We start from the raw sequence: 25,772 nt of genomic DNA, 5'->3' as shown, positions 1-25,772 counted from the left end.
ACGTATATTGCTGATACGCTTCGTTTGCAGAAGCGGTATCTCCATAGAAAGGAGGTGATCCAGCCGCACCTTCCGATACGGCTACCTTGTTACGACTTCACCCCAATCATCTACCCCACCTTCGGCGGCTGGCTCCCTTGCGGGTTACCCCACCGACTTCGGGTGTTGTAAACTCTCGTGGTGTGACGGGCGGTGTGTACAAGACCCGGGAACGTATTCACCGCGGCATGCTGATCCGCGATTACTAGCAATTCCGACTTCATGCAGGCGAGTTGCAGCCTGCAATCCGAACTGAGACCGGCTTCTAAAGATTCGCTCCACCTCGCGGTTTCGCTTCCCGTTGTACCGGCCATTGTAGTACGTGTGTAGCCCAGGTCATAAGGGGCATGATGATTTGACGTCATCCCCGCCTTCCTCCGGTTTGTCACCGGCAGTCGATCTAGAGTGCCCAACTCAATGCTGGCAACTAAATCCAAGGGTTGCGCTCGTTGCGGGACTTAACCCAACATCTCACGACACGAGCTGACGACAACCATGCACCACCTGTCTCCATTGCTCCGAAGAGGGAGCACATCTCTGCACTTTTCAATGGGATGTCAAGACCTGGTAAGGTTCTTCGCGTTGCTTCGAATTAAACCACATACTCCACTGCTTGTGCGGGTCCCCGTCAATTCCTTTGAGTTTCACTCTTGCGAGCGTACTCCCCAGGCGGAGTGCTTACTGTGTTAACTTCGGCACCGCGGGTATTGAAACCCCCGACACCTAGCACTCATCGTTTACGGCGTGGACTACCAGGGTATCTAATCCTGTTTGCTCCCCACGCTTTCGCGCCTCAGCGTCAGTTACGGTCCAGAAAGTCGCCTTCGCCACTGGTGTTCCTCCACATCTCTACGCATTTCACCGCTACACGTGGAATTCCACTTTCCTCTCCCGCACTCCAGTCACCCAGTTTTCGATGCGACCCGGGGTTGAGCCCCGGAATTAAACACCAAACTTAAATGACCGCCTGCGCGCGCTTTACGCCCAATAATTCCGGACAACGCTTGCCCCCTACGTATTACCGCGGCTGCTGGCACGTAGTTAGCCGGGGCTTTCTTCTCAGGTACCGTCAATCCAGGAGCAGTTACTCTCCTGGCCTTTCTTCCCTGGCAACAGAGCTTTACGATCCGAAAACCTTCATCACTCACGCGGCGTTGCTCCGTCAGACTTGCGTCCATTGCGGAAGATTCCCTACTGCTGCCTCCCGTAGGAGTCTGGGCCGTGTCTCAGTCCCAGTGTGGCCGTTCACCCTCTCAGGTCGGCTACGCATCGTCGCCTTGGTGAGCCGTTACCTCACCAACTAGCTAATGCGCCGCAGGCCCATCTACAGGTCACAGATTACTCCGTGTTTCCAAACTCTGACATGCGTCAAAGTCTTGTATCCGGTCTTAGCTACCGTTTCCGGTAGTTATCCCGATCCTGTAGGCAGGTTGCCTACGTGTTACTCACCCGTCCGCCGCTAACTGTTCCCGAAGGAACAATCCGCTCGACTTGCATGTATTAGGCACGCCGCCAGCGTTCGTCCTGAGCCAGGATCAAACTCTCCATTAAGGTAGAACTTGTCTTTAACTCATTCACTGCTGACGAGAATTTGCATTCTCTTGTACTGCTATTTACTCACTCGTTGATTCAGTTTTCAAAGGACAATCTATATCTGTCATGCATTTTGGAAATCAATAAATTCGTCGGCTTCAATTAAGTTGTTTATCTAAATTAATTTTAGCGGCGACTTTCTTAATATACCACACTAACCCGATTCAATGCAAGTGTTATTTTTTTCTTCTAAACTTCATAACACTCGACTTGCTCGTTAATGCTTGTACCGTTTTTAGCGGCGAGAAGTAATGTATCATATACTGTGATTGTAAGTCAAGCACTAAATCTAAAATAAGTTTATGGTGAGAAAAGAGCCTGCCATCCATAGCGCAAACGCTCTAATCTCCCAAGCTTTATTATGTTCAAAGGTAGCGATTAATTATTCAATCATACCTTCAATTGGGCTGCTGGCAGAAGCATACCTCTTCTTGGCAATACGTCCGGCCAGGAAGCCTTTACGACCCGCAATAACGGCTAACTTGAAGGCTTCAGCCATGAGTACAGGGTCCTGGGCGCCTGAAACTGCTGTATTAAGCAGCACACCATCAGCACCGAGCTCCATTGCTAAAGCTGCATCTGATGGGCTGCCAATTCCAGCATCAACAATAACAGGGACTTTGGCTTCCTCAATAATAAATCGCAGCTGGTTAGGGTTGACGATTCCTTGTCCGGAGCCAATTGGTGATGCACCCGGCATAACCGCAGCCGCACCGGCTTCTTGAAGCTTTCGCGCCAATATCGGATCATCGGATGTGTATGGCAATACGATAAAACCAAGATCCACCAAAATTTTGGTCGCCTCTAATGTACCTATTGGATCAGGCAGCAATGTTCTCGGATCACCGATAACTTCAACCTTAATCATGTCACACAAACCTGTAGCTCTCGCAAGCTTGGCGATACGAACCGCTTCCTCTACACTAAAAGCACCTGCGGTGTTAGGCAGCAGCGTGAATTTTTTCAAATCAAGTGTTTCTAAAAAATTGGGTGCTTCCGGGTTATCGATGGGCAGCCTGCGGATAGCAAATGTTAAAACATCCGCTTCGGAAGCTTGCACAGCCAGATTTTGCACACCCAAATCTGTAAATTTTCCAGTTCCCAACAACAGTCGGGATTTAAACTCATACGGCCCTATTTTTAATACATCACTCATACCTTAAACCTCCAATGTTATTGCATTTATTTACACTTCTTATCAAGAAAAAGACATGCCAGCTCGTAACCCTATGTATGGAGGTTGGATTTAGCCCCCGCCAACAAAATGAACGATTTCCAGCTTGTCACCTTCCTGTAAAGGCGTATTGGCATAAGCATCACGGTCAACAATGTCCCTATTCAATTCGATGACCAGAATTTTTTGTTCTAGCTTAAACAGGGTTAACAACTCGGCAACCGTTGAAAGCTGTTCCACCTCTCGCTCTTCCCCATTGATGGTTAATAGCATATAAAACACCTGCCTTTCTGATCATAAATCAACAAAAAAAACCAACCGCATCGGTTGGTTGACTTCGCAATTAACACCCATTACAACAGGCTCTGCGCTCGTCCACTTCCCTACGCTGGTATCATCCAGAAGCATGCTAACCGCATGCCGATCAGGTTCCAAGGGTCAAGGAATGTATTTCCTTATCTCAGCCTCAACGTCAGAGGCTCCCCCAGTGGGTATTCAATTATCGATATTATATCAAAAAAATGAACATTTGTCGCATTGAATAACTCAATATATAATATGTGGTTTAAATATGCGTGTAACGGATTTCCAATAATGTAATATCCTCGTCCATCGCATAGATGACTTCCTTGGCCAGCTGCTTTTTGACCAGCTTATTCAATAGCAAAGGCAGCTCCAGCTTGATATCGGAGAGCACCTCAGACTGCTGAAGCTCCTGAAGACTCCATGCCTCTGTGCTGCTTGATAGCAGATCGAGAACTCTTTTACAGCAACGTTCCATCTTGGACATCACTGAAAACTCACACGCCAGCAGCACCAGTTGAACCCTTTGCTTGATTGTTTCCTTACTCATGGTCAGCTCTTCATACAGCTTGTATACACCGGGATTAATCGATTTGATCTGACGCCAGACTGTTACCTCAGGATGAATGCCTGCCTCGATAATGACGATTCTCGCCCAGTGGTGGAGTGCTTCTAAGATGTTGTTATAGGCATCCAGCGAATGATTCTCCAGTATGTATTCCTTGCTCTGCAAATATCTCCTTAAAAATTTTGAAAACTCAATTAACAGCTTATGCTCTCGCAATTCCATAGGGAATTCCAGCGTCCGGTGCCGTAAGGTTTCCAAATACAGGTTATGATCCAGAAGAATCTCTCCTTTTAAGATCCAGAAGATAAGATTGCGATGCTCTCCGTGCAATATAAAATAGTCTAATGTTGACGGGCTGATCCAACGTTCTTGTATACGGCGGTTGTCTTTTATATAATGATATTGTTGATCGGTTTTCTGGACTTCATTCGAAATGACAAGCAGCAGGAGATCAAAGCCATCGGTTACCGCTGAAAAAATAGACGGATTGTCTACGGCCAGCAGACTGGTAACTGCTTCATTCTCTCGGAGCCTGGCAACCAGCTGTTCCTTAATGGCATTCATCGCTGCAGCCTCCTAATAGATTTCATGATACAACATATTTCTACAAAAGTAGGCGGTTTCCTGCATGCACCAAGTGACAATTTTCACAATTTATTCGAAAGTAGATGTGAATTCATGAAATTCAAATCAAGTAAAGTGAACGAGTTCAGATTATGGGGCTTATTGTTGACGATGGGCGGTATGCTGCTCATGATTGTCGGCTTGGCCGGGATTGTATTCAATTGGGGTACTGCCGGCAAAATTATGGCGGGAATCTTCATGGTTATCGGTGCCATCGCGATGCTGGCAAGTATGGCGGTTTATTTCTGGGCAGGCATGATGTCTACCAGTACGACCGTCATCGAGTGTCCGGAATGCGGCAAGCCCACCAAAATGCTGGGTAAGACCGATCGCTGCATGTTTTGTAAAACGATTCTTTCTCTGGATCCCAAACATGATCCTAACGCTAACGCTTAAGGTAACTCACCCAAAGCTGCATCTGATTTAATCGTAAAAAAACCGACCTTCAATGCCTTCAAGGGCACTGAGACGTCGGTTTTTTGTTATATACGTGCATCTTGATCAGAACTTACTGCAAAGTATTATTAATCAAACTCCAGATCGGTGGAAGCTCATAGCCTCTGCGCCAGGAGGCAATTCCGGCCAATTGGTATTTTTTCACCAAATCAACCCTTGCCTTCATGGATACTTCGTCCTCCATCCAAATCCGGTTCAGCTTGCCGTCTTCTTTATATTCCACGTAATTTTGCCCTGCTTCAGGTAGAAATTTGGGGGTTAAGTTCTTTTCTTTAATAATCCTCTGCTGAGCTTCCATAAAAACGGATCGAGAGCTCACCTTGGTCTTACCGTTAACCTGCTCCTCGGTCCAAATGCGCGTGTAAAAGGGAACGCCGAGAATCAGCTTGGAGGCTGGAATTTTATCTTCGCTCATCATTCGAGTCAGACTTTTTTCCACCCATGGCAACGAAGCCACCGAGCCCGAGGTCGGGCTGCTTGCCCAAAATTCGTCGTAAGCCATCAACATCATATAATCAAGTGATTCTATAAGTGCTTTGCGATCATAGAACATGGACCACATTTCATTGGTTGATTTGGGAGTTACATCCATCGACACGACAAGCCCCTGCTCATGCATGAGCGGAACCATCTCACGAACAAACTGTACCAGTTCATCTTTGTCATCCAGATTTACATTCTCAAAATCAATGTTGATCCCCTGAAGCGAATAAAGCTGTGCATAGCTAAGCAGCTGTTTGATCATTTTCATTCTTTTGTCATAGGTAGATAGAGCTTCGGTTGTGCGTTTGGGTTCAAAGCCATTGCTGAACAGTCCCCAAACCTGAATGTTGTTAGCGTGTGCCCATTTGATATAAGCAGGGTCCCCGATATTCTTGATCGTACCTTGCCCATCCTCCAGAGAGAACCAGGTTGGACTGACGACATCCAGGCCAGGCATCGGGGTAAACTTGGTCGTATCGGGATTTTTGTTAAATACCTGTTCCCAGGTCATGTTGATGGGGCCAGTGATCGGTTTGGCCGGGACAAAGCTTGGTGGAGGCACTTGTTTGGGCAGCGTTTCCTTACGGTCAGGCTTCAAGTGATCCTTGCTAACATACCCCATATAGCCGCTGCTAAGTTGTATACGGTACCATTCAGGATTATCATCGGACCAGATCATTACCGATTCGCCCTGCTTAATATCAACAAGAATCGGAGATTTAATGGCTGCCTCTTTACGCATCGGAATGGTTTTGGAAGGCTTATCCGGATAAGCTACCGTCTTACCCCATTCCAGGGTATCTCCTTCTTTAACGAGGATAACTGCACCTGTCTCGGGTGATTCGCGAAGCTCAATGGGGTAAAGCTGCTTGATGGGCTCCATCGGCAAATACAGGGTACCCTCTACTTTTTCCAATGGAAATTTCAGTGTAAACGGTTTTTCATTCAACATGCCCGTTAATTGACTTGTTCTCAAACGAATGACTTTGTCCTGTGTCGTAATAATCGTCGATTCGCTCGCTGATTCATGAATCATACTTGGATCAATAAGTTCCTTCACCGTGTCAAACGGCAGCTTGAGACTCTCTTCCTTGCCCGTGGCAGGCTTCTCCAGCATCTCACCCTGATAAAAAATAGGCTTCACCAGTCCCGCAAATGTAGGCTTCTCATGCTTACCGGTAGGTACGAAATTGGCCCAATAATAACCAAAACCTACACCTAATACAATGACAATTAGTAATGATAACAAAATAAAGCGTAACCTCTTTGATTTTCTTGGCTTCAACAGGTCGTTCGAGTAATCCGATTCCATCGCTTCACTCCCATGATGACGGTATGGACAACACAAAAAGAACGCGTCCAAGGCCCTTGTCCAGCAAGGCGCTTGGGACACGTCCATTATACCGCAAATCCGGCTGGTCGTCTTGTAATCTTCCTATACCTGTCGTACAGCTGCACAGTCGGTACATAATCCATATACTTCTACACGATGGCTTTTGATCAAAAAGCCAGTTTCCACTCCGGCTGTTATTTCCAAATCATTCAATGGTTTATAAGCAAAATCGACCAATTTGCCGCATTCTTCACACAGCGCATGATAATGGTCGGACATATCCGCATCAAAACGGCTTGAATGATCACCGTAGGTCATTTCTCTTACAAGTCCCAGCTCAATATACACTTTTAAATTGTTATAGACCGTAGCCACACTCATACTTGGGTAACGTGGTGCCAGGGCTTTGTAAATCTCATCCGCTGTCGGATGTGTCATGGTATTCAGCAGATAGGCGAGAATTGCATGTCTTTGAGGGGTCATGCGTACGCCAGTCGCCTTCAGCTTTGTTAACGCTTGCTCCATTCGTGAATCCATGCTGTCTCACCGCCTAACATTCAGTAAAAGGTTATCGCCTCATTTTAAGCGGGTTTCAAGCTGTTTGTCAATGTACAGATTGATATAAAACGTTGGAAACTCTTACTTTTTTGATTGAATTTCTTTTATTTAGCCACCGTTATCGTTAGCGATCCCTTGGTATCCAATTTAATCAGATTTTTGCCATTGCCGATACTGCCTTCTATGTTATCCTTGCGAACTTGCAGAGGTAATGCGGTCTGAATATTGCCTTTATTAGCCTCTCCTTTAACTCTGTAATCGCCATTGGATGGGAGGGCTAGATTCATCTTGCCATGATTCGTTTCCAAATCCCATTCCCCATTGACGGCATGGCTGGTTATTTCCAGATCGCCATTGGTCGTTTCAGCCTTCAGAGATCGCAATGCTTCGACAATTTTAATATTGCCATTCGTTGTTGAGGCTTTAATATCTCCTGTTACCCCTGTTAATCGCAGTTCACCATTGGTTGACTCGAGCTCAGCATCCCCCTCGTGATTGCCTGCTTCAATAGATCCATTCGTTGTACTCAGCTTCAAACGACCCTTGGTGGCGCTGGTTGTGACCTGAGCATTCGTCGATTCCAAATCTATATCCGCTTCGATACCCGTCAGTTGAATCTCTCCGTTGGTAGTACGGATTTTGAGCTGCTTTTTGAGTGCAAGCTGGTCAGCTTTAAGACGACCATTGGTCAATTCAACGTCCATATTGGCTTGCAACTGGGCCGGGACCGTTATGACCAAATCAATTGCAGGTCGCTTCCTCGACCAAAATTCTCCGCCATACTCTCCTCCTTCAGCAACCAGTTGAAGTGTATGCCCGTTAAAGCTTTGCTTGACCTGTGTTTGATTAGCAATCTCAGCGGCTTCCTTCTCATCATCTAAAGCTACATAAACAGTCGCTTCGACCTGCAGCTGGCTGCCACTCCCTGATTGGATTGTGATGCTGCCGTTGCTCTCGTTATGGATAGATATGCGGTCAAGGTCCGATGGAAGCGAGATCAGCTCGGCTTCTTTTGAAAATTTCCGACCTTCACCACCCATCGTGGAAGTTACAAATGATTTCCCGAAGTCGAACGCGCCCGTCCAGTTTTGGAACAAAGCAGCTGTATTCGTGCTACCGATTACTACAGCAGAGATCAGCACTGCAAATACAACTCCACGAAGATCAAGCCGCAGCTGCTTATCGCTTTCGCCATATCTCATATTCAATAAAATGTACTCCAAACCAAGCGAAATAAACAGTATCGGCCACCACTCCACCAAAAGTGCTGTCAGGTGTAAGCTGGCATACTTATCTATAATCACAGCAGAGCCAACTGCAATCAATAATAACGCTGCTGTATAACGTCCTGCTTTACGCATGGTTAACACCTCCTAAAAGTTTGCTTTAGCAAACTTGCATCGTAAGCATAGCATCGAGCTTGCTTGGGCAATCTTACTTGATCTGAATGCTATTATTTTTTGGTGGATTCCTTCAAGAACATAAAGACACCGATCACTATTAACAGAATCGCGCCGATCGATGAGCCCAGCATGTCAAAAATTTGATTCAGCCAAGCCGGCTTGCTGCTAATCAGAAATAGGAAAATACCTCCAATAACAAGCACGTAACCAAGCGGGCTGCCTTTAGTCAGCTTTTTTAATGGCTGTTTAAATTCGTCGCCTGCATCATTCAAAGGGTCGGAGTATACTCCGTTCCATTGTCCATTCACATTATCGGTTTGCTGCAGCGCATCAAAAATATTGTAAAAATAAATCACTGGCACAAATAACGAGAACAGCACAATCAACGGGATACTGGTGCTTGAGCTTGTTGAAAAAAACACGATAGCAAAAATATTCATAATCAGCAGCAGCATAATCATCATTCCCCGCTGCATCAGTCCCAAATAAAGCAGACCAGTGCCGGGAATCAGAAATGAAAGCAGACCGGCTACAAATTTATTTTTACGAGGTGCTTTGCGGAATGGGTCATAAGGAGGCTCGTGCTTGGTTGCATTCCAGCGCTCCATACGCTCCTTTAAAAAGGCTTCTTCCTTTTCCAGGTCCAGATCTGCAGACTGATTGTTTTTTTCTTCCATATTCGTATATTCCTCCGTTCATTAGATATTAGGGTTAAGAAGTCAGATACAACGATAGGTGCTGAACCGTATTGCCGATCTCCGTAAATGTATTTTGTATGCCCGCTCCCCACTGACCTGCATTAATAGAAATGATTCTACCCAAAATACCCGAGCTTACGAACAGATAGGTTGCCGCTGTAGCGATCAGCCCATTAATTAACTCAGGCCGCCAAAGACGTCTTGGGGCACTAGCTGGGTCAGCTTTACGGGGACGACTCGATGTCGGTACAAGATTGTCAATATGCTCCTTGGATTGTTCACGAATCTTGTGCATGACCCTGTCCTCCAATCCGGGGGTAGGGGACAGCACATCCATTCCGTTCAAAAGCTCCTCCAAATTCAGATACGTATGCAGACGGGCCCGACAGCCAGAGCAGATATGAATATGCTGTTGAATTCGCTTATATTCAAGCTCGGAGCAAGCTCTATTTAGGAATCGTTGAAGCTGTCGTTCGTTCGGATGCTGACTGTTCAAGGTTACGTACCTCCTGCCATTTTTGTTTAAGCAAGGACTTGCCGCGGTAAAGACGGGTTTCTATGGTTTTGAGCGGAAGCTGGGTTGCCTCTGCTATTTCCTGATAGGACAACTGTTTATAATGATACAAATAAAGGATCAGTCTGTATTTGTCAGGCAGCTCGGATAGCAGCTGTTGAACCGTCTGTCGTTCTTCCTTTTGCAAGGCCATAGCTTCCGGTTCTTCCTGCCTGTTGATCAGCCAACCCTTCATTTTGTCTAAAATGGCTTCATACGGCCTGCGACGTTGTGCTCTGCGATAATCCGTCACCAAATTGGTCGTTAATCGATATAACCAAGTTGTGAATTTGGCATCCCCCCGAAAATGAGCTAATGAACGATACAGCTTGATAAAAATATCCTGTGTCAAATCCTCGGCGGTTTCGCGATGTTCAACCATACGATAAACAAGCGTATAGATATATCCTTTATGACGCTCAATAAGCAACCGGTATGCTTCTTCATCGCCTTGACGGATCTGGTCCACCAACTGCTCATCCGTCGATTGTTCCATCGTTTCACCACCTTTAACCTTGGTTATACATTGTTAGACGACCACTTAACAATGAACCCTTCAAAATGGGAAGATTACTTTTAAAAAACAGACATCAAAGTATAGCATACTCTGTTGTTTAATTTTCGACGGAACGCATTGACAGTTTTATACAATCCATTTAACATGAATTTATATACATATAAACGTATAATTATTCATATTGAGGTGATCTGTAATGAAACATCTATTGACTTTAAAGGAATTGAACGAACACGAGCTGTTATCCATTATTCAAAAAGCGATTGAGCTCAAGAAACAACCTGATGCTTTTTTTCAGGCTTGCTATAGAAAAGGTTTACTGATGCTTTTCCAAAAAACGTCAACAAGAACAAACTTATCGTTCCAATCCGGTATGAACCAAATGGGCGGCTATTGTGTACCGATGGATTGGGAGTCAAGCAATTTCAGTCTATCACCTATTCAATATGAAGTCAGGTATGCTTCGAGAAATTGCGATCTGATCATGGCTCGATTAAAAAATCATGACGATGTGCTTCAGCTCGCCTCGTATTCCAATGTGCCAGTAATCAATGGCTGCTGTGATAAATACCACCCATGCCAGGCACTGGCAGATTTTATGACGATTTATGAAGTGTCCGGAACATTCAACGATATCACACTCACTTACGTAGGCATTCACAACAATGTAGCCAATTCATTAATTATAGGCTGCCTTACATTGGGCATCAAACTATTATTAGTCACTCCCATTATTAATGACGCTTCGTGGGACGAGGAGCTTATGCTTGCCGCACGACAAAGCGGCCATATTCAAACCACGGAAGATTTATCGGAAGCCGTCTCCCAATCTGATTATGTCTACACCGATACCTGGATCGATATGGAGCATTTTCACGAAATCGAGTATCAGGAAGAAAAACAGCGGCGTATCCAAACGATGATGCCTTTCCAAGTCAGCAGAGCTAATTTATCCGGCCACACGCCCTATATCATGCATGATATGCCCATCCATCCGGGATACGAAATCGAGGAAGCCTTAATTGAATCGGACACATCTGTCATTTATCAACAAGCCGAAAACCGTATGCATGCCCAAAAAGCTTTAATGCTGCACCTGCTGCAAAAGTAACTAATCACTGCCTGAGATGTTGTAGCGGTTGTACCCCCCCTGACGCGCCCCTTCCTTGAGGGGCAATGTCAGGGCCGCTCTTGCTCTTGCTCTTGCTCTTGCTCTTGCTCTTACTCTGGTGTTGATGCACCCAAAGTTAAGCGTGTCCTGCAAGGACGAAAGCGTGCACAAAACTCCCACCCTTCCTCCTCCACTCCACACTGGTGCATTCCACTACCATCAAGCGTGTCCCGCAGGGACGAAAGCGTCCCGAGAACACCACATTTCCGCACCCGAACAAAGGGAGTCCAGAGGGCAGCGCCCTTTGGGGCCCTCCCTATTAGGGAGGGTTTGGGAGGGTCCCCTCTTGACTTCCCCATGTGGACAGGTAGACTAAATAAGAATTGACTACGCTCTCAAACCAAATACAGAACAGGAGACATCCTTCATTATGACTCTGCCCATTCAAACCATAACAGATCGAAAGCTTGCGATTCTAGAACTCGCTGCCCACAAAGCGATGGAGCTTCCCATACTGCCAAGCGGCTTCTGGTTCCATAGCGATCTTCGTGATAATTTTTATTACGCTATCCATTTGTATGCCTTTACTGTCAATCCCACATTCGCTCAAGCATGGTCCAAGGAGCAGCAGGAGGCTGGTCACGCACTGGCTGTGGAAATGATCGGTAAAGTGCTCGCCCTTCAGGAACAGAACGCAGAGCATCCAATGTACGGACATTGGCCGCTGAATCTGGGCAGTGATCCTGCAGCGGCCAAGCCGCATCCATTGCCAGTAGAACTTATGGGCTGTTTGTTGATTTTCTTCTATAACAAATACCAGAGTACGCTCCCCATTGAGCTGAAAAGCAATGCCATGATTGCCATACTGCATATGTATGAAAGCAATGTATATCGTCACCCATTAGACAAGGTCAATCATCACGAAGCCAAGCATACCGCCCTCAAGCTGCTGTTGGGACATCAATTTGATAACAGCGAGTTATCTGACCAAGGCCTGCAGTTTGCCAGGCAGCAGCTTCAACACATTCAGAAGTTCGGATTCAAGGAATACGGTGCGCTGCCTTGGCACTGGCATTGGATTCAGGCATTTGTTTGTGTATGGGAAGTGATCGAGGATGCCGCGGTTCGCGAAACGATGAGTCAGCTTCTTGATCAATTGTGGCGGCTTCGTGCCGATGTTTATCTAGCGGGTACATGGGTGGGGGCGCAATCTCGTCAATGGCCTCATGATGCACCAAAGGATAATAATACGCTGCTGGACTACATTCAGTTTGGTGATTTCCCGCTTCCCAGAGAGATCACTCGTCTCGAAGGCGCGGCTTTGTATACGTATCAGACCGCCGATCAACTCGTACAAGCAGCGATCAAGCGCGATACCCCTATTGAAATACAACGTAAAATTCAGTTCGCTGAAGCGAACAATCAGGTTACGGAAGAGGCACATACGTATACGTATATCGCACCTGAATATGCAGTCGGCGGTATTTGGGAACGGCGTGATGAGTTTGATAACGAACAGCAGCGATGGGTCGTGACACTACCTTTAACGGAAGCAACTACAGCCGAAGGCGTCAATCAGTTATTTTTCTTTCACCCAGGGAACAAGTATGCTTCCGGTGATGATCGACATGCCAGCCCGTATGGCGAGGTATTGCTGCATAAGGATGCTGTGATTCAATTATGGAAGCTGCCTGAGGGCGATTTGGACGCTTATCCGAGTGTTATCGGTTGTTTACCCAAGGGAGAGTGGAAATTTGACGGAAACAGTGGTTATGGCCGTTTCGAGGGATTATATGTTTCCTTTCATCTCATGAATCCTTTTACTATAGAGGAGAAACCGGACCGTATTTCGATTGCAAGCCCGTTTCAATCGGGTAAAAACGGAGTTCTCGTTGAGGTGATTTCTAATCGAGAAGCACTCCTGCTCGGCATCAATAATGTTGAAGCGTTCGCCACAGCGATGCAGACGAAAGCAGCGACCCCGTTTACTACCGTCGAATCCGCTGACCCGGATAGTGTTGCCATTCATGCTTTATACACTACACATCGCAATGATGAGTTAAGCATGTCTGTCGATGGTTTAGGCGTATTTGAACGGACTATTAACGGACAGCCCGTTCAGCTTGAGCTTTATCGAATCAGTTAGGTTTGTTTATAAAAAACGGTTAATGTAATTCCGGGAGAAACCTCGAGCACCTGTGTCGGCTCATAGCCATGCTTCTGATACAAAGAAAAAGCGGGCTTGTTATTCGTGCCGGTCGAAACTTTAATCGGTAATCCCGGAACCGCAAATTGTTCTACGAATTCCAACAAGCGGCTGGCAATACCGAGGCGAAAATGCTGCGGGTGTACCATCATTCGACATATCGCCAGTTCCTTGGCAGCTTGCTTCATGGATATGGCTCCGGTTAAACGCTCATCTTCATAATAACCGAAAAAGATTTCACCGCTTTCCTGCAGCGATTGTGGCGAATCCCATAAGGGAGGTATTTCCTTAAAACCGATCAATTGTGCTTCGATTCGGTAGGATAACTGCTGCAGCATAAGCAGTTCCAAGGCTTGTTTGTTATCAGTAAGATCGATTTCACGAATCATAAGGGTACCTCCTGAGCAAAAGCTGAATGCTGGTTAGCCAAAGTATACATCAGCCACTCAACGAGTTCCACCAACTGGAAATAAAAATGATAGAAATGGCCTTTCACAAGACGTGAAGGGCTTTTAAATTTGTCAGGGATCAAGAGCGAGTTCGTTTCAATACGAATGAATTTTGTATTTAATGATTGCATTATGAATGTAATATTTGTATATTATTACGTAACGAATGTATTTATCATCATACACTTACCTTTTGAATACATATTAATCAAAATTAATAAAGGAGTAACCGAAACTTATGAGCACAAAAATGGCAGATGGTATTATTTCAAATATGGATGAGATCGATCGCAAGATCATTGCGATTTTGCAGCAAAATGGGAGAGCCTCTTATACGGATATTGCCAAGGACGTGGGGCTTTCAAGAGTCGGTGTGCAGGCCCGAATTAATGCGTTGATGGAGAACGGTACGATCGAGAAAATTACCGCAGTCATTAATCCGGAAAAAATAGGCATTACGGTGTCGGCATTTTTTAATGTGGAGGTTGAGCCCAAACATTTGATGGAGGTCGCGGATAGTCTGGCCGATGAGCCTGAGGTGAGCAGCTTATATCATATGACAGGACCAAGCAAGCTGCATATGCATGGATTATTTGCCAGCAACCGGGAAATGGAGCTGTTCCTGCAGGAAAAACTGTATGTGCTGCCAGGTATTACAAGTGTCGATTGCCAGATTTTGATTAAAAGATATAAAAGTCGAATGGGAATGAAGCTGTAGCGAGACGACATCTAAACGATGAAATTAATGAGTAATGAGGGATGAAAAGATGAGTGTTTATAAGGATTTGATTATCGCTATGTTTAGAACCGGTATGCTCGGCTACGGAGGAGGTCCTGCTACCGTGCCTTTGATTCGATATGAGGCGGTTACCCGTTATAAATGGATGCAGGATGATGAATTCGGTGAGGTGCTGGCGATTGCTAATGCGCTCCCGGGACCCATTGCCACCAAACTGGCTGCTTATCTGGGCTATCGTCAAAAAGGTGCACTCGGTGCCTCCATTGCTGTGCTGGCGCATATTATACCAACCTGTGTAGCCATGGTTGCATTACTATCGATCATTACTGCACTGAGTTCCTCCACGATTATTGCCGGCATGATTGGGGCTGTGACACCGGTAGTTGCCGTTATGCTCGGTATGATGGCTTATGAATTTGGCGAAAAGGCCGTTAAAGGGTTAGGAAAGGTATTGGGTGTGCTGCTGTTTGTCTTGTCCTTTGCAATGCTGCAGCTGATCGAATTGCATTCGGCTATTGTCATTGGTGTTTTTCTGGCTTATGGAGCTTTTCATTTCCGAGTGCTGGCCCGTTATCGCAAACAAAAAGCTAAGGCTTAGAAAAGGAAGGTTTTCTTATGGACTGGATACAACTATTTTTCGGTTTTTTTATATCTAACGCATTAGGCTACGGCGGCGGTCCCTCTTCGATCCCGCTCATGTATGAAGAAATCGTTAACCATTATCATTGGCTGGATAATATTCAATTCTCTAACATGCTCGCACTCGGCAATATGCTGCCCGGCCCTATCGCAACGAAAATTGCTGCCTTTGTCGGCTATGAAGCAGGGGGATGGGTCGGCTTTGCCGTCAGTATTATCGCTACGGTTGTACCTACTGCTGTGGCTTTGATCTGGCTGCTGAATCTGATGCAGCGATACCGTAAGTCCGATGCTGTCAAAGGCATGACTTTATTGGTTCAGCCGGTCATCGCCATTATGATGGTCGTCATGACGTGGCAGTTGAGTGCAAACTCTGTGCATACGATCGGAATATGGCAGTCACTTGGGATTGCCGCGGTCGCTTACTTTGCCATGGTAATTAAAAAGATTCATCCAGCTTTGGTTATCGTTTGTGCTTTTGTGTATGGTGGTATTTTTCTAAGTTAAAGATAAATAAAGGTCAGTGAGGGCTTATTGGCTCCTACTGGCCTTTATTTTCACGAAAAATAATTACAGGGCTCCAACAGTCATCATACAATTTGCTCAGAAACATCATTATTTATTTTGCAAAGTTAAATCCTTGATTTCAACCTTTTCTTTGGCAACCAGTTCCATGTAATTTTTGCCCCAATCATACATCGAAACCAGAATCGGCATCAGGCTTTGGCCAAGCTCGGTGAGCGAATATTCCACTTTGGGCGGTACAACGGGATAAACCTCCCGATGCACGATCAGGTCCTCTTCCAGCTCTCGCAGCTGACTGACCAGCATTCGCTGGGTAATATCAGGTATTAACGACTTCAATTCACCAAATCGTTTGGTCCCCTCTTTGCCCAAATACCACAAAATCAGCATTTTCCACTTACCGCCAATGACACTAAGTGTTAATTCTTTTTCGCAATTAAATGTCTTTTCATATAGATGTCCCATCGAATCCCTCCTCGTAATTCCTATTATAGCGCATAGTATACTTATAGGCACTATATAAGATTAAAGTGCGTACTTACAAAAAAATTATATTACAGATATACTAATCCCTGTACAAAGGAGATTAACCCAATCAACTATAATAGGAGTGAATCATTCATGAAATTGCAATTAGCGTTAGATCTTGTTAACATTCCCGATGCCATCCAATTGGTTAAAGAAGTTGAGGCGTATATTGATATCGTTGAAATAGGAACACCCATCGTTATTAACGAAGGGCTGCACGCGGTAAAAGCAATCAAGGATGCTTATCCGAACTTACAGGTTTTGGCTGATTTGAAAATAATGGACGCTGGTGGTTATGAGGTTATGAAGGCATCCGAGGCTGGTGCTGATATTATTACGGTGCTTGGTGCCAGCAATGATGCCACGATCAAAGGAGCTGTAGAAGAAGCACGCAAGCTTGGAAAAAGCATCCTCGTTGATATGATCAATGTAACCGATTTGGAGAAACGCGCTGTTGAGATTGATGCCCTGGGTGTCGATTACATCTGCGTACACACAGGCTATGATCTTCAAGCAGCGGGGCAAAGTCCTTTTGAAGAGCTTCGTACGGTAAAACGTGTTGTGAAAAATGCCAAAACTGCTGTTGCTGGCGGAATCAAGCTTAGCACTTTGCCAGAGGTCATTCGCGCTCAGCCAGATTTGATTATTGTCGGCGGCGGCATTACCGGACAGGAAGACAAAGCAGGCACAGCGGCAGAAATCAGACAGCTAATTAACCAAGGGTAATCGATCCGATGAATGTGACTGAATATACCTTAGAAATCGTGGGCGAGCTGCAGCGTTCGGCAAAGCTAATGCTTGGCACGAGCAGCACTGGCAGTGAAGCATTGGTAGAAGCTATTATTCAATCCCGTAAAATTTTTGTGGCGGGCGCAGGGAGATCCGGCTTAATGGTCAAAGCGTTTGCTATGCGATTGATGCACCTTGGACTGGATGTCCATGTTGTAGGTGAAACGGTGACACCGGGACTTGGTAAAGAGGATTTGCTCCTTATTGCCTCCGGGTCCGGTGAGACCAAAAGCCTTTTGTCGTTGGCAAAGAAAGCCAAAGAGCTGGAAGCCAAGCTTGCCATAGTTACAATATACCCCGAATCTACTATTGGACGGTTAGCTGACATCAAGATTAGCTTGCCCGGCTCGCCCAAGGATCAATCGGAAAGCAGTTACCACACGATTCAGCCCATGGGTTCCCTGTTCGAGCAGACACTTCTTGTTTACTTCGATGCTACTATATTAAGCTTGATGGAGAAGCAGGGACTCGATTCCAGCTCGATGTATGGCAATCATGCCAATCTGGAATAGTGGTGAAGAAAGATCGTAAAAAAGCAATCAACGGCCAACGACCGGTTGATTGCTTTTTCAGGTTGAGAGGATAGAATGATTACTTAGTTAAACGCTCAATCGCGGGGACTGTAAAGCAGGCTATCTCGGCAGGCAGCCGATCTATCGCAAACCACTGCACATCTCCGATAGCACCGTCCGGCTCCATGTTGCGTAATTCTCCACCACAAATTTTCACTTCATAGATCGCCGATATCCAATGCTCATTTCGTTCTGGCCGTATGGTTTCCGCCATGCATAGAAGACCCATCACTTCAACATCCAGATTAACCTCTTCCTTAATCTCACGGATTACACTGCTCTCTAGCGATTCATAAAGATCCAATTTACCGCCTGGAATACTCCAAGTACCTTTTTCAGGCTCACGATTCCGCAGTACAAGTAGAATCTCATCCTGCTCGTTGCGGATTACAGCCCCTACACCCACTTGCGGTATACATAAACGTTCTGTAGTCATTTGCACCCTCTTTTCACCTATAGATCATTCGAACGGTCAGCAGGAAATACGAGTCCTATCTGCCTTCTCGCTTCATCCATAACATCCATTGTCCAAATGGAATGTTGATTGGAATTAATAGCTGATTCCCGTTCACCGCGGTTTAACACATTAATAAATTCCTGAACCTCATAGTACATGAATGCATGAGACTGCGGCTTTGACACGTCATGTATCGAACCATCTCGATATCGAATCTCGATCTTCTCTGGTGTATTGATTTTATCGATGACCATCGTCCCGTTCTCTCCCTGAATTTCAGTTGGTACATAGGATGAGCTGATTTTGGAATGGGTAATGACCGCATCCATATCGGGATATTTCAATATAAGACTGCCTTGTCCGTCAACACCCGATTCGAGCAGCAATCCGTTAGCCTGAACCTTAAGCGGTTGTCCGAACAGCACCACCATCGGATATAGGCAGTAAATACCCAAGTCCATCAATGAACCATTGGAAAATATTAGATTAAATGCATTCAGAATCGTTCCCTGCTTATAGGCATCATAACGTGATGAATATTGGCAATAGCTTGCCGTATAACGACGAATCTGCCCAAGCTCGGGCAAATGCTCACGGATCGCCTGAAAATTAGGAAGCATTGTAGATAGCAGTGCCTCCATTAACAAAACATTATGTTTACGTGCAGCCTCAAACATTGCTTTGACTTCCTTACCATTGGAAGCAAGCGGTTTTTCGCATAAGATGTGCTTGCCATGCTCCATCAAAAAAATCGCCTGACTGGCGTGAAATGAATTCGGACTCGCGATATATACCGCATCTATCTCCTCACTATTCGCCATACTCTCCAAATCGGTAAATAGATGAGGTATATGATGCTTGGCTGCAAAATCCTGTGCCTGCTGCCATGTACGGGAACATACAGCGGTTAAGGCGAAATCTTCACACTCACGTGCCGCAGCGATGAATCTCTCGGTAATAAAGTTCGTTCCAATAATGCCGAAACGTATCATATCCATTCGTCATCCTTTCCTGATGAAGCTCGTCCATATTAAAAAGCCTTGACTCCCTCTCATATTCCGGACTTCTATGGTCCTTACAGAACATGAAATGAAATCAAGGCTTGAACCATTTCCGTATTTAATAAAGCAGTCTTATTCGGCTGCCTGCAGGCACTCGACGATCAGCTTGTTCACGAGTCCCGGGTTGGCTTTACCCTTCGTTTCCTTCATGACTTGTCCGACGAGGAAGCCTACAGCTTTATCCTTACCTGCCTTGAAATCGGCTACGGACTGTGGATTATTGGCGATAGCCTGCTCGACTGCCGCTTTAATCGCACCTTCGTCGCTGATTTGCACGAGGCCCTGCTCTTCAACGATTTGCGCAGGGGCTTTGCCCGTTTCCAGCATCGCCTTGAAGACGGTTTTGGCAATTTTACTGCTGATCGTGCCTTTTTCCAGCAATAAAATCATTTCGCCCAAACCTTGGCCAGTAATCGGAAGCTGCTCAAGCTCTTGGTTATTCGCGTTCAAATAGCCAAGTAGATCACCCATGATCCAGTTCGATACGGCTTTGGCGTCTTTTGTGTACTTCAAGCTTTCTTCAAAGAAATCAGCCAGCTTGATCGAGGAGGTAATGACCTGCGCATCGTAGCTCGGCAAACTGTACTCACTAACATAACGGGCTTGCCGTGCATCCGGCAGTTCCGGAATTGAAGTGCGGATTCGAGCCTTCCAGGCATCATCAATATATAAACGCACCAGGTCTGGGTCCGGGAAGTAGCGGTAGTCGTGAGCCTCTTCCTTGCTGCGCATCATGATCGTCTTGCCTTGGGCGTCATCCCAGCGGCGTGTTTCCTGAATGACCTTGGCGCCGCTGTTCAATACTTCAGCCTGCCGCCATTCCTCATACTCCAAGCCCTTCTGCACCCCACGGAACGAGTTCATGTTCTTCAACTCAGCACGAGTACCGAATTCAGCCTGATCGTAAGGACGAATACTGACGTTGGCATCGCAGCGCAGCGAGCCTTCCTCCATCTTCACATCGGACACGTCACAATACTGCATAATCGCCTTCAGCTTCTCCAGGTAAGCACGAGCTTCCTCTGGTGAACGCAGATCTGGTTCTGATACGATTTCAATCAACGGGGTACCTACACGATTAAAATCCGCAAGGGTCGTGTAACCGCCATCTACGTGAGTCAGCTTGCCTGCATCTTCTTCAAGATGAACACGGGTCACACCGATCCGTTTCGTTTGACCATTGACTTCAATATCAATCCAACCGTGCTCACCAATCGGTTTATCGTATTGGGAAATTTGGTAGGCTTTTGGGGAATCCGGGTAAAAATAGTTTTTACGGTCGAATTTGCTATCTGTAGCAATCTCGCAGTTGAGCGCCATTGCCGCTTTCATTGCATATTCAACGGCTTGCTTGTTGAGCACCGGCAAAACGCCCGGGTAGCCCAAACAAACGGGACAAGTATGCGTGTTCGGTGGTGCTCCAAAGGCGGTGGAGCATCCGCAAAAGATTTTGGACTTCGTATGAAGCTCGACATGAACTTCCAGCCCAATGACCGTTTCGTATTTCGTTTCTGTTGCTGACATGCAGGTGTATTCTCCTTTCATCCTAAGGTGTTACAGCTGGGGGCGCTGCTTATGGAAGTCTGTATGTTGTTCAAAAGCATAAGCTACCCGTAAAATCGTCGCTTCGCTCAATGCTTTACCAATAATTTGCAAGCCGATAGGCAGGCCGTCAGCAAATCCGCAAGGAACACTGATAGCCGGAACACCAGCAAGATTCACTGGAATCGTTAAAATATCGTTTAAGTACATCGTTAACGGATCATTCACCTGAGAACCCACCTTAAAGGCGGTAGTAGGCGCAGTAGGCCCGATTACGACATCATAGTTCTCAAACACGTTATCAAAATCCTGCTTGATCAAAGTACGTACCTTTTGAGCCTTCAAATAATAGGCATCATAATAACCCGAGCTGAGTGCATAGGTGCCAAGCATAATGCGGCGTTTTACTTCCGGTCCAAAACCTTCGCTCCGTGATCTGTGATACAGGTCCAGCAAATTTTTCGGATTGTCGGCACGAACACCATAACGAACACCGTCGAAACGGGCAAGGTTAGAGGATGCCTCGGAGGATGCCAGCAAATAATAGGTAGCCACTGCATATTCAGAATGCGGCAAGGATACTTCCTCGACCACGGCACCAAGTCCCTCCAGCACTTTAAGCGCGGACAGCACGGATTCACGCACAGCCGGATCGATACCTTCACCCATATATTCCTTCGGAAGCGCGATTCTTAAGCCCTTTACGTCACCGCTCAGAGCGCTAATATAGTCAGGAATATCCACGTTTGCAGAAGTCGAATCCTTCGGATCATGACCCGCGATCGTTTGCAGCAAGTAGGCACTGTCTTCCACGTTTTTGGTCAGGGGACCGATCTGATCCAACGATGAAGCAAAGGCTACCAGACCGAAGCGGGACACGAGGCCATATGTCGGTTTTAAGCCGACAATACCGCAATAAGCAGCCGGTTGGCGAATTGATCCTCCCGTATCGGAGCCCAAGGAAAAGTAAACCTCTCCTGCAGCCACAGCCGCAGCCGAACCGCCGCTTGAACCACCTGGCACATATTCCGTATTCCATGGATTGTAGGTGATCTGGAAGCTCGAATTCTCATTGGAGCCGCCCATCGCAAATTCATCCATATTGAGCTTACCAATGGAAACAGCCTGCGCATCCTTCAGCTTCGATACTACAGTTGCATCGTAGACCGGGTTAAAGTTACGCAGAAACTGGCTCGCACAAGTCGTTGTAACGCCTTCTGTGACAATATTATCCTTAATCCCGATCGGCAAGCCGAACAGCAGCCCTCGACATTCACTCTTGTCCAGCTGCTCGTCCAATGTAGCTGCAGTCGTACGCGCATTCTCCTCATCCAACTTCAAAAAAGCTTTTACTTTACCGTCAACTTGTCCAATCCTTGTATAGGATTCGTTCACAAGATCGGAAACGGTGATTTGTTTGGCTTTCAATTGGGTATGTATCTCTTGTAACTTAAGATCGAATAAAGACAAAACCGCGTCCTCCCTTTCAATAATCTATTAATATTACTCCAATACTGCAGGCACTTTGATTTGACCTTCTTCTTCATCCGGCGCGTTCAACAGCACTTTGTCTATCGGCAAGGATGGTGTGGACACGTCTTCGCGCATCACATTAACGAGCGGCACCGGATGACTCGTTGGTTCGACGTTATCGGTATTAAGTTCATTTAATTGCTCCGCGTATTTTAAGATCGCGTTCATCTGTTCGGTGAACGTTTGTTTTTCCTGCTCACTGAGCTCAAGTCTGGCCAATTTGGCTACGTGGTCAACATCTTTGATTGTAATGCTCACTGAATGGCCCCCGTTTCGTTATGGATGACATGGGTATTGCGTTTTTATCATTATAGACTAGATGGAAATTGAACTCAATTGTTTTGACATAGTAACGAAAAGAAAAAAGACCCCTCGCGGAGTCCTTTTCAACGGTGAATTTGATTTGGTACTAATGCCATGAACCCTTTTGAACCTTAGGTCTTACCAACATCAACAATATGCAGTATGGGTACTACAATAACGTCTCTGCGGCACATCCCCTCGCTTCACTTTAGATTCTTACAACTTCCCTGGAATGTTTCGTTAGATAGCCCAACGGAACCACACCTCTCTTATCACCGTTGAATGTATTATGGCTATAACGATTCCTTTTTATTCGTTCTTCTTATATTGAGTATATAATATTTAATAAAATCACAAGTTAACTGAGCAACACCATATCCGCATTCCAAAGGAGTGTTTATTGCGATGAGCCAATCGAAAAGCCGTAAGGAAAATCAATGGAAAATTCGTAAGCAAGCACAAAATCCCCACGGAAAAATTAAATCGCTGGAGGAACACTCCAACGAATATGATGCGGGAAAATAATAAAGCCGACCCCACATATCTTTCAAGGCTATGCGGGGTCGCTTTATCCCTATATTCAAAAATTATAAACACTTCGAGAAATATATTCCCAAAGTGTTCTAATCATAATTGAACGGCTTGTTTGGACGGCTTCACAAAGTTCGTTAAAATATAGCGTGCCACTGGACCTACAATTAGTAATTGTGCTGGATAAGCTACTACAAAGTTCAATAGTAAAAGGTTAGCATAATTGCTAAGCAGTGAGCCTTCAATACCACTCGTAACTATTTTTGATATTAATCCATAAACCGACATAACTGAAACCATACCGACTACCATACAAGTTGAAATGGCAATTATGTTATAGATTTTCTTCGATTTATTATAAGGCAGCTTGAACGCAATTTTTCGAGCAATAGTCCCAACAACAAATGCTTCAATAATAAATGCGACAATAAATGTTAAGGCATAGAGGGTAAAGCCTTTTAGAAATGTCATTTCCCTCCATAGACCCTCAAGAGTGATATTATAGGCAAACATAATACTTACCATACCGAATACCATCATGAATCCAAAGATTATTTCTTCTTTTTTGTTACGAGGCAAATCGAAACATCCTTTCATTTTTGTGATGGTTTTAGTATATCTACTGAAATTTTTTTTCGTAAGTGAACATTTCGTGAAAGTATATTAGATAATGGCCAACCCATTGGAATCCAAAGCAAACCCTCATCCATATTGAATGAGGGCTTTATGAGCAGTTCTTATTCAAACAAAAGCGCGATTCTGTTAATGGTCTCACAGCATTGTCGTTCTGTTCACATTTTTCATTTTCCAAAAGCGAATGGCCAAATCTAACCGCAAACGCACTTCTGCATCGTTCATATCGATTTTCAGGATCTCACTAATCCGTTCCAGTCGATAAAGTACAGAGTTGCGATGAATAGACAGCTCCTCAGCGACTCGCTTCGTGTTATTTCGCTCTCTCAGAAAAGCTTCCAGAGTGACTAACAGATTCGTTCCATATTCTTTATCATAAGCCTCCAAGGGAGTGATAAACGTTTGCGTCAATACCGCGAGTACGGGGTGATCAGCCGAATCCATCAGCAACTGCTCAATAAGCACGTCATGGATGTGAACAACGGTCTGATGGGGCAAAGACCCTTCACCGATAGCCAAAGCCTTCTGAGCCTCCCGACTGCTGTCAGAAAGATTCACCAGCCGCTCAACAATGCCTCCTACACCACATACGAGGCTTATATCTTCCTCAAGCCTGACGGCTTTTTTCAAAAGCTCCTGCACATACTGCTCTGTTTCCCTTCGCTGGCTCTCGATATCCTTATGAACCGAGCTGCAGAGAATCATAACGCGGCCGTTCACCTCCACTCCTTTGCGTGTAATACTGCGAGGCGTGTTGATTTCGCGTACCATCCAATTATTGATCCTGCCGATTTGTTCCGCATCAAGTGTCGTCCGGCTAAAAGGTTTAATGACGATAACATAGATGTAGGGTCCTTGAGGAATAGCCAAACGTTTGGCCCGGTAGCGCAGCAGCTCTTCCTCGTGGTTCAGGCCGGACAGCAGCTCTACAAGAAACACTTCCTGTTCCCGTTCCAATTGAAGCTGCTGGGACTGCCGTATAGTAAATTCAATCGCCAATACCGTAACTGCATGATCCAGACAGCTTTGTTCAAAATGATCCTGCTCACTCAGTTTCCGGGTGATCGACAAATATCCAAAATTGCGGCTTCCCACACGAATATTATGCTTTTCGGCAATATCCGTTTTTTTAAATTTGGCGGTACTGCTTTCAATCTCTTCCTCTTGGTTCAATACAGCCACTTCACAATGCAGAAGCTGTCCAATCAGGACAACGAGCTCCGTTGTTCGCCGATTTAATACCAAATTCGTAAACTGCTGATTTACTTCCTGCAGCTCGCGAAGCATGTAGGCTTGGCGTTTCAGAATTTGATCCAGTATCGAGCGCGTCATATCCATAAAAGGGATTTCAAGCGGTATATCGAATAAAGGGATTTTATAGATGTTGCTTTTGTAAATTGCTTCCTGAGGTATATCCTGTATATAGCGTCTCATCTTGATCCCTACCGCCGAGCCGCCAACCCTATGCATTTCATCTAGTAGAAGGCAAAGCATATTCGGATCATGGCGGAACGAATACCCTGTCGTCAGGATCAGTTCATTAGGACGAAGCCATCCGGTCAGATCGGGCGTCTCCATACTATCGATATAATAAATTTCATTGGCTACGCCTTCATGTCCAGAGATGATTTTGGCACCTTGAAACAATGGCATTTGCAGCAAATCCTGCACGGTAAACGGAGCATTCTCCATACTCTCACCTCATGTACGTTCTGAACTCGGTTTTATCGATCTTATCACAGTTCCACTCCAATTTAGTATGACATATATGCAAAAAAATAAAAGATTGCCGCTATCAGCCTTTACGGCTAAATGATTGGCAATCTTGAGGAATGTCTATATGAGCTGAACT

The 25,772-nt window shown here is 45.5% G+C and carries 27 protein-coding genes, 1 rRNA gene and 1 riboswitch; of the genes, 9 read left to right on the top strand and 19 right to left on the bottom strand.

What is annotated here, in order from left to right; all coding sequences use genetic code 11:
• Window positions 1-47 precede the first annotated feature (47 nt).
• The 4 genes from BK127_RS10260 to BK127_RS10245 form a co-directional block, all read right to left on the bottom strand.
• Window positions 48-1,590 (bottom strand): 16S ribosomal RNA (locus tag BK127_RS10260).
• A gap of 424 nt (window positions 1,591-2,014) precedes the next feature.
• Window positions 2,015-2,788, bottom strand: a complete 774-nt coding sequence (locus BK127_RS10255; RefSeq protein WP_076229933.1) for a thiazole synthase — start codon at window positions 2,786-2,788, stop codon at window positions 2,015-2,017.
• A 90-nt stretch (window positions 2,789-2,878) separates the two neighbouring features.
• Complete coding sequence (gene thiS, locus BK127_RS10250; protein WP_076229932.1) at window positions 2,879-3,079, bottom strand: sulfur carrier protein ThiS; 201 nt, start codon at window positions 3,077-3,079, stop codon at window positions 2,879-2,881.
• A 90-nt stretch (window positions 3,080-3,169) separates the two neighbouring features.
• Window positions 3,170-3,302: riboswitch (TPP riboswitch) on the bottom strand.
• Between the two features lie 69 nt (window positions 3,303-3,371).
• Complete coding sequence (locus tag BK127_RS10245) at window positions 3,372-4,241, bottom strand: nucleotidyltransferase-like protein (protein WP_076229931.1); 870 nt, start codon at window positions 4,239-4,241, stop codon at window positions 3,372-3,374.
• A 114-nt stretch (window positions 4,242-4,355) separates the two neighbouring features.
• Here BK127_RS10245 and BK127_RS10240 point away from each other — a divergent pair, with 114 nt between their 5' ends.
• A complete protein-coding gene (locus BK127_RS10240) occupies window positions 4,356-4,697 on the top strand; it encodes a DUF2614 family zinc ribbon-containing protein (RefSeq protein ID WP_076229930.1) in 342 nt (113 codons plus the stop codon).
• Window positions 4,698-4,809: 112 nt separating this feature from the next.
• Here the strand turns inward: BK127_RS10240 and BK127_RS10235 are convergent, their stop codons facing one another.
• From BK127_RS10235 to BK127_RS10210, 6 genes are all read right to left on the bottom strand, one after another.
• On the bottom strand, window positions 4,810-6,489 hold the full coding sequence (locus BK127_RS10235; RefSeq protein ID WP_256711252.1) for a glycosyl hydrolase family 18 protein: 1,680 nt from the start codon (window positions 6,487-6,489) through the stop codon (window positions 4,810-4,812).
• A 186-nt stretch (window positions 6,490-6,675) separates the two neighbouring features.
• On the bottom strand, window positions 6,676-7,110 hold the full coding sequence (locus BK127_RS10230) for a Fur family transcriptional regulator (protein WP_076229929.1): 435 nt from the start codon (window positions 7,108-7,110) through the stop codon (window positions 6,676-6,678).
• Between the two features lie 125 nt (window positions 7,111-7,235).
• Entirely contained in the window at window positions 7,236-8,492 is a 1,257-nt protein-coding gene (locus BK127_RS10225) for a DUF4097 family beta strand repeat-containing protein (RefSeq protein ID WP_076229928.1), read from the bottom strand.
• 92 nt (window positions 8,493-8,584) lie between these two features.
• The gene (locus BK127_RS10220) at window positions 8,585-9,211 is read right to left on the bottom strand and encodes a hypothetical protein (protein WP_076229927.1); all 627 of its coding nucleotides are present in this window, start codon (window positions 9,209-9,211) and stop codon (window positions 8,585-8,587) included.
• Between the two features lie 34 nt (window positions 9,212-9,245).
• Window positions 9,246-9,728, bottom strand: a complete 483-nt coding sequence (locus BK127_RS10215; protein WP_076229926.1) for an anti-sigma factor family protein — start codon at window positions 9,726-9,728, stop codon at window positions 9,246-9,248.
• Window positions 9,679-10,281, bottom strand: coding sequence for an RNA polymerase sigma factor (locus BK127_RS10210; RefSeq protein ID WP_076229925.1), 603 nt, complete (start codon window positions 10,279-10,281; stop codon window positions 9,679-9,681). The genes BK127_RS10215 and BK127_RS10210 overlap by 50 nt, the downstream gene beginning before the upstream one ends.
• 217 nt (window positions 10,282-10,498) lie before the next feature.
• Between BK127_RS10210 and BK127_RS10205 the strand changes: the two genes are divergently transcribed.
• Together BK127_RS10205 and BK127_RS10200 are read left to right on the top strand one after the other, a co-directional pair.
• On the top strand, window positions 10,499-11,413 hold the full coding sequence (locus BK127_RS10205; protein WP_076229924.1) for a Rossmann-fold NAD(P)-binding domain-containing protein: 915 nt from the start codon (window positions 10,499-10,501) through the stop codon (window positions 11,411-11,413).
• A gap of 430 nt (window positions 11,414-11,843) precedes the next feature.
• Window positions 11,844-13,559: a hypothetical protein gene (locus BK127_RS10200; RefSeq protein ID WP_076229923.1), complete on the top strand. Its 1,716-nt coding sequence runs from the start codon at window positions 11,844-11,846 to the stop codon at window positions 13,557-13,559.
• Here the strand turns inward: BK127_RS10200 and BK127_RS10195 are convergent.
• Window positions 13,556-14,008, bottom strand: a complete 453-nt coding sequence (locus tag BK127_RS10195; protein WP_076229922.1) for a GNAT family N-acetyltransferase — start codon at window positions 14,006-14,008, stop codon at window positions 13,556-13,558. The genes BK127_RS10200 and BK127_RS10195 overlap by 4 nt on opposite strands.
• Window positions 14,009-14,306: 298 nt before the next feature.
• Here BK127_RS10195 and chrS point away from each other — a divergent pair, with 298 nt between their 5' ends.
• The 3 genes from chrS to chrA are packed head-to-tail and all read left to right on the top strand — an operon-like array spanning window position 14,307 to window position 15,953.
• Window positions 14,307-14,786 carry a chromate efflux transcriptional regulator ChrS gene (gene chrS, locus BK127_RS10190; RefSeq protein ID WP_076229921.1) on the top strand — a complete coding sequence of 160 codons (480 nt, stop codon included), beginning with the start codon at window positions 14,307-14,309 and terminating at the stop codon, window positions 14,784-14,786.
• A 49-nt stretch (window positions 14,787-14,835) separates the two neighbouring features.
• The gene (chrB, locus tag BK127_RS10185) at window positions 14,836-15,405 is read left to right on the top strand and encodes a chromate efflux transporter ChrB (RefSeq protein ID WP_076229920.1); all 570 of its coding nucleotides are present in this window, start codon (window positions 14,836-14,838) and stop codon (window positions 15,403-15,405) included.
• A 17-nt stretch (window positions 15,406-15,422) separates the two neighbouring features.
• Complete coding sequence (gene chrA, locus BK127_RS10180) at window positions 15,423-15,953, top strand: chromate efflux transporter ChrA (protein ID WP_076229919.1); 531 nt, start codon at window positions 15,423-15,425, stop codon at window positions 15,951-15,953.
• A gap of 108 nt (window positions 15,954-16,061) precedes the next feature.
• Here chrA and hxlR read toward each other — a convergent pair whose 3' ends face one another.
• Window positions 16,062-16,436: a transcriptional activator HxlR gene (gene hxlR / locus BK127_RS10175; protein WP_076229918.1), complete on the bottom strand. Its 375-nt coding sequence runs from the start codon at window positions 16,434-16,436 to the stop codon at window positions 16,062-16,064.
• 156 nt (window positions 16,437-16,592) lie between these two features.
• On the opposite strand from hxlR, the gene hxlA reads away from it, so the two are divergent.
• Together hxlA and hxlB are read left to right on the top strand one after the other, a co-directional pair.
• The gene (gene hxlA / locus BK127_RS10170; RefSeq protein ID WP_076229917.1) at window positions 16,593-17,225 is read left to right on the top strand and encodes a 3-hexulose-6-phosphate synthase; all 633 of its coding nucleotides are present in this window, start codon (window positions 16,593-16,595) and stop codon (window positions 17,223-17,225) included.
• An 8-nt stretch (window positions 17,226-17,233) separates the two neighbouring features.
• Window positions 17,234-17,800, top strand: a complete 567-nt coding sequence (hxlB, locus tag BK127_RS10165; RefSeq protein WP_076229916.1) for a 6-phospho-3-hexuloisomerase — start codon at window positions 17,234-17,236, stop codon at window positions 17,798-17,800.
• Between the two features lie 79 nt (window positions 17,801-17,879).
• Here the strand turns inward: hxlB and BK127_RS10160 are convergent, their stop codons facing one another.
• From BK127_RS10160 to gatC, 5 genes are all read right to left on the bottom strand, one after another.
• The gene (locus BK127_RS10160; protein ID WP_076229915.1) at window positions 17,880-18,296 is read right to left on the bottom strand and encodes an NUDIX domain-containing protein; all 417 of its coding nucleotides are present in this window, start codon (window positions 18,294-18,296) and stop codon (window positions 17,880-17,882) included.
• 17 nt (window positions 18,297-18,313) lie between these two features.
• The gene (locus tag BK127_RS10155; RefSeq protein ID WP_076229960.1) at window positions 18,314-19,309 is read right to left on the bottom strand and encodes a Gfo/Idh/MocA family protein; all 996 of its coding nucleotides are present in this window, start codon (window positions 19,307-19,309) and stop codon (window positions 18,314-18,316) included.
• A gap of 141 nt (window positions 19,310-19,450) precedes the next feature.
• Window positions 19,451-20,902 carry an Asp-tRNA(Asn)/Glu-tRNA(Gln) amidotransferase subunit GatB gene (gatB, locus tag BK127_RS10150; protein ID WP_076229914.1) on the bottom strand — a complete coding sequence of 484 codons (1,452 nt, stop codon included), beginning with the start codon at window positions 20,900-20,902 and terminating at the stop codon, window positions 19,451-19,453.
• A gap of 30 nt (window positions 20,903-20,932) precedes the next feature.
• Window positions 20,933-22,390, bottom strand: coding sequence for an Asp-tRNA(Asn)/Glu-tRNA(Gln) amidotransferase subunit GatA (gatA, locus tag BK127_RS10145; RefSeq protein ID WP_076229913.1), 1,458 nt, complete (start codon window positions 22,388-22,390; stop codon window positions 20,933-20,935).
• Between the two features lie 33 nt (window positions 22,391-22,423).
• Window positions 22,424-22,711, bottom strand: coding sequence for an Asp-tRNA(Asn)/Glu-tRNA(Gln) amidotransferase subunit GatC (gatC, locus tag BK127_RS10140; RefSeq protein ID WP_076229912.1), 288 nt, complete (start codon window positions 22,709-22,711; stop codon window positions 22,424-22,426).
• Window positions 22,712-23,161: 450 nt separating this feature from the next.
• Between gatC and BK127_RS44725 the strand changes: the two genes are divergently transcribed.
• Window positions 23,162-23,281 (top strand): DUF6254 family protein, encoded by a 120-nt coding sequence (locus BK127_RS44725; RefSeq protein ID WP_240415068.1) that lies wholly within the window; start codon window positions 23,162-23,164, stop codon window positions 23,279-23,281.
• A gap of 102 nt (window positions 23,282-23,383) precedes the next feature.
• Here BK127_RS44725 and BK127_RS10135 read toward each other — a convergent pair whose 3' ends face one another.
• Window positions 23,384-23,866: a DUF2798 domain-containing protein gene (locus tag BK127_RS10135; RefSeq protein WP_076229911.1), complete on the bottom strand. Its 483-nt coding sequence runs from the start codon at window positions 23,864-23,866 to the stop codon at window positions 23,384-23,386.
• Between the two features lie 192 nt (window positions 23,867-24,058).
• Entirely contained in the window at window positions 24,059-25,612 is a 1,554-nt protein-coding gene (locus tag BK127_RS10130) for a PucR family transcriptional regulator (protein WP_076229910.1), read from the bottom strand.
• Window positions 25,613-25,772 lie beyond the last annotated feature (160 nt).

The sequence above is a fragment of the Paenibacillus sp. FSL H7-0331 genome, from assembly GCF_001956045.1.
The sequence above is the reverse complement of the archived record's forward strand: the minus strand, read 5'-3'. Positions and strand labels throughout refer to the sequence as shown.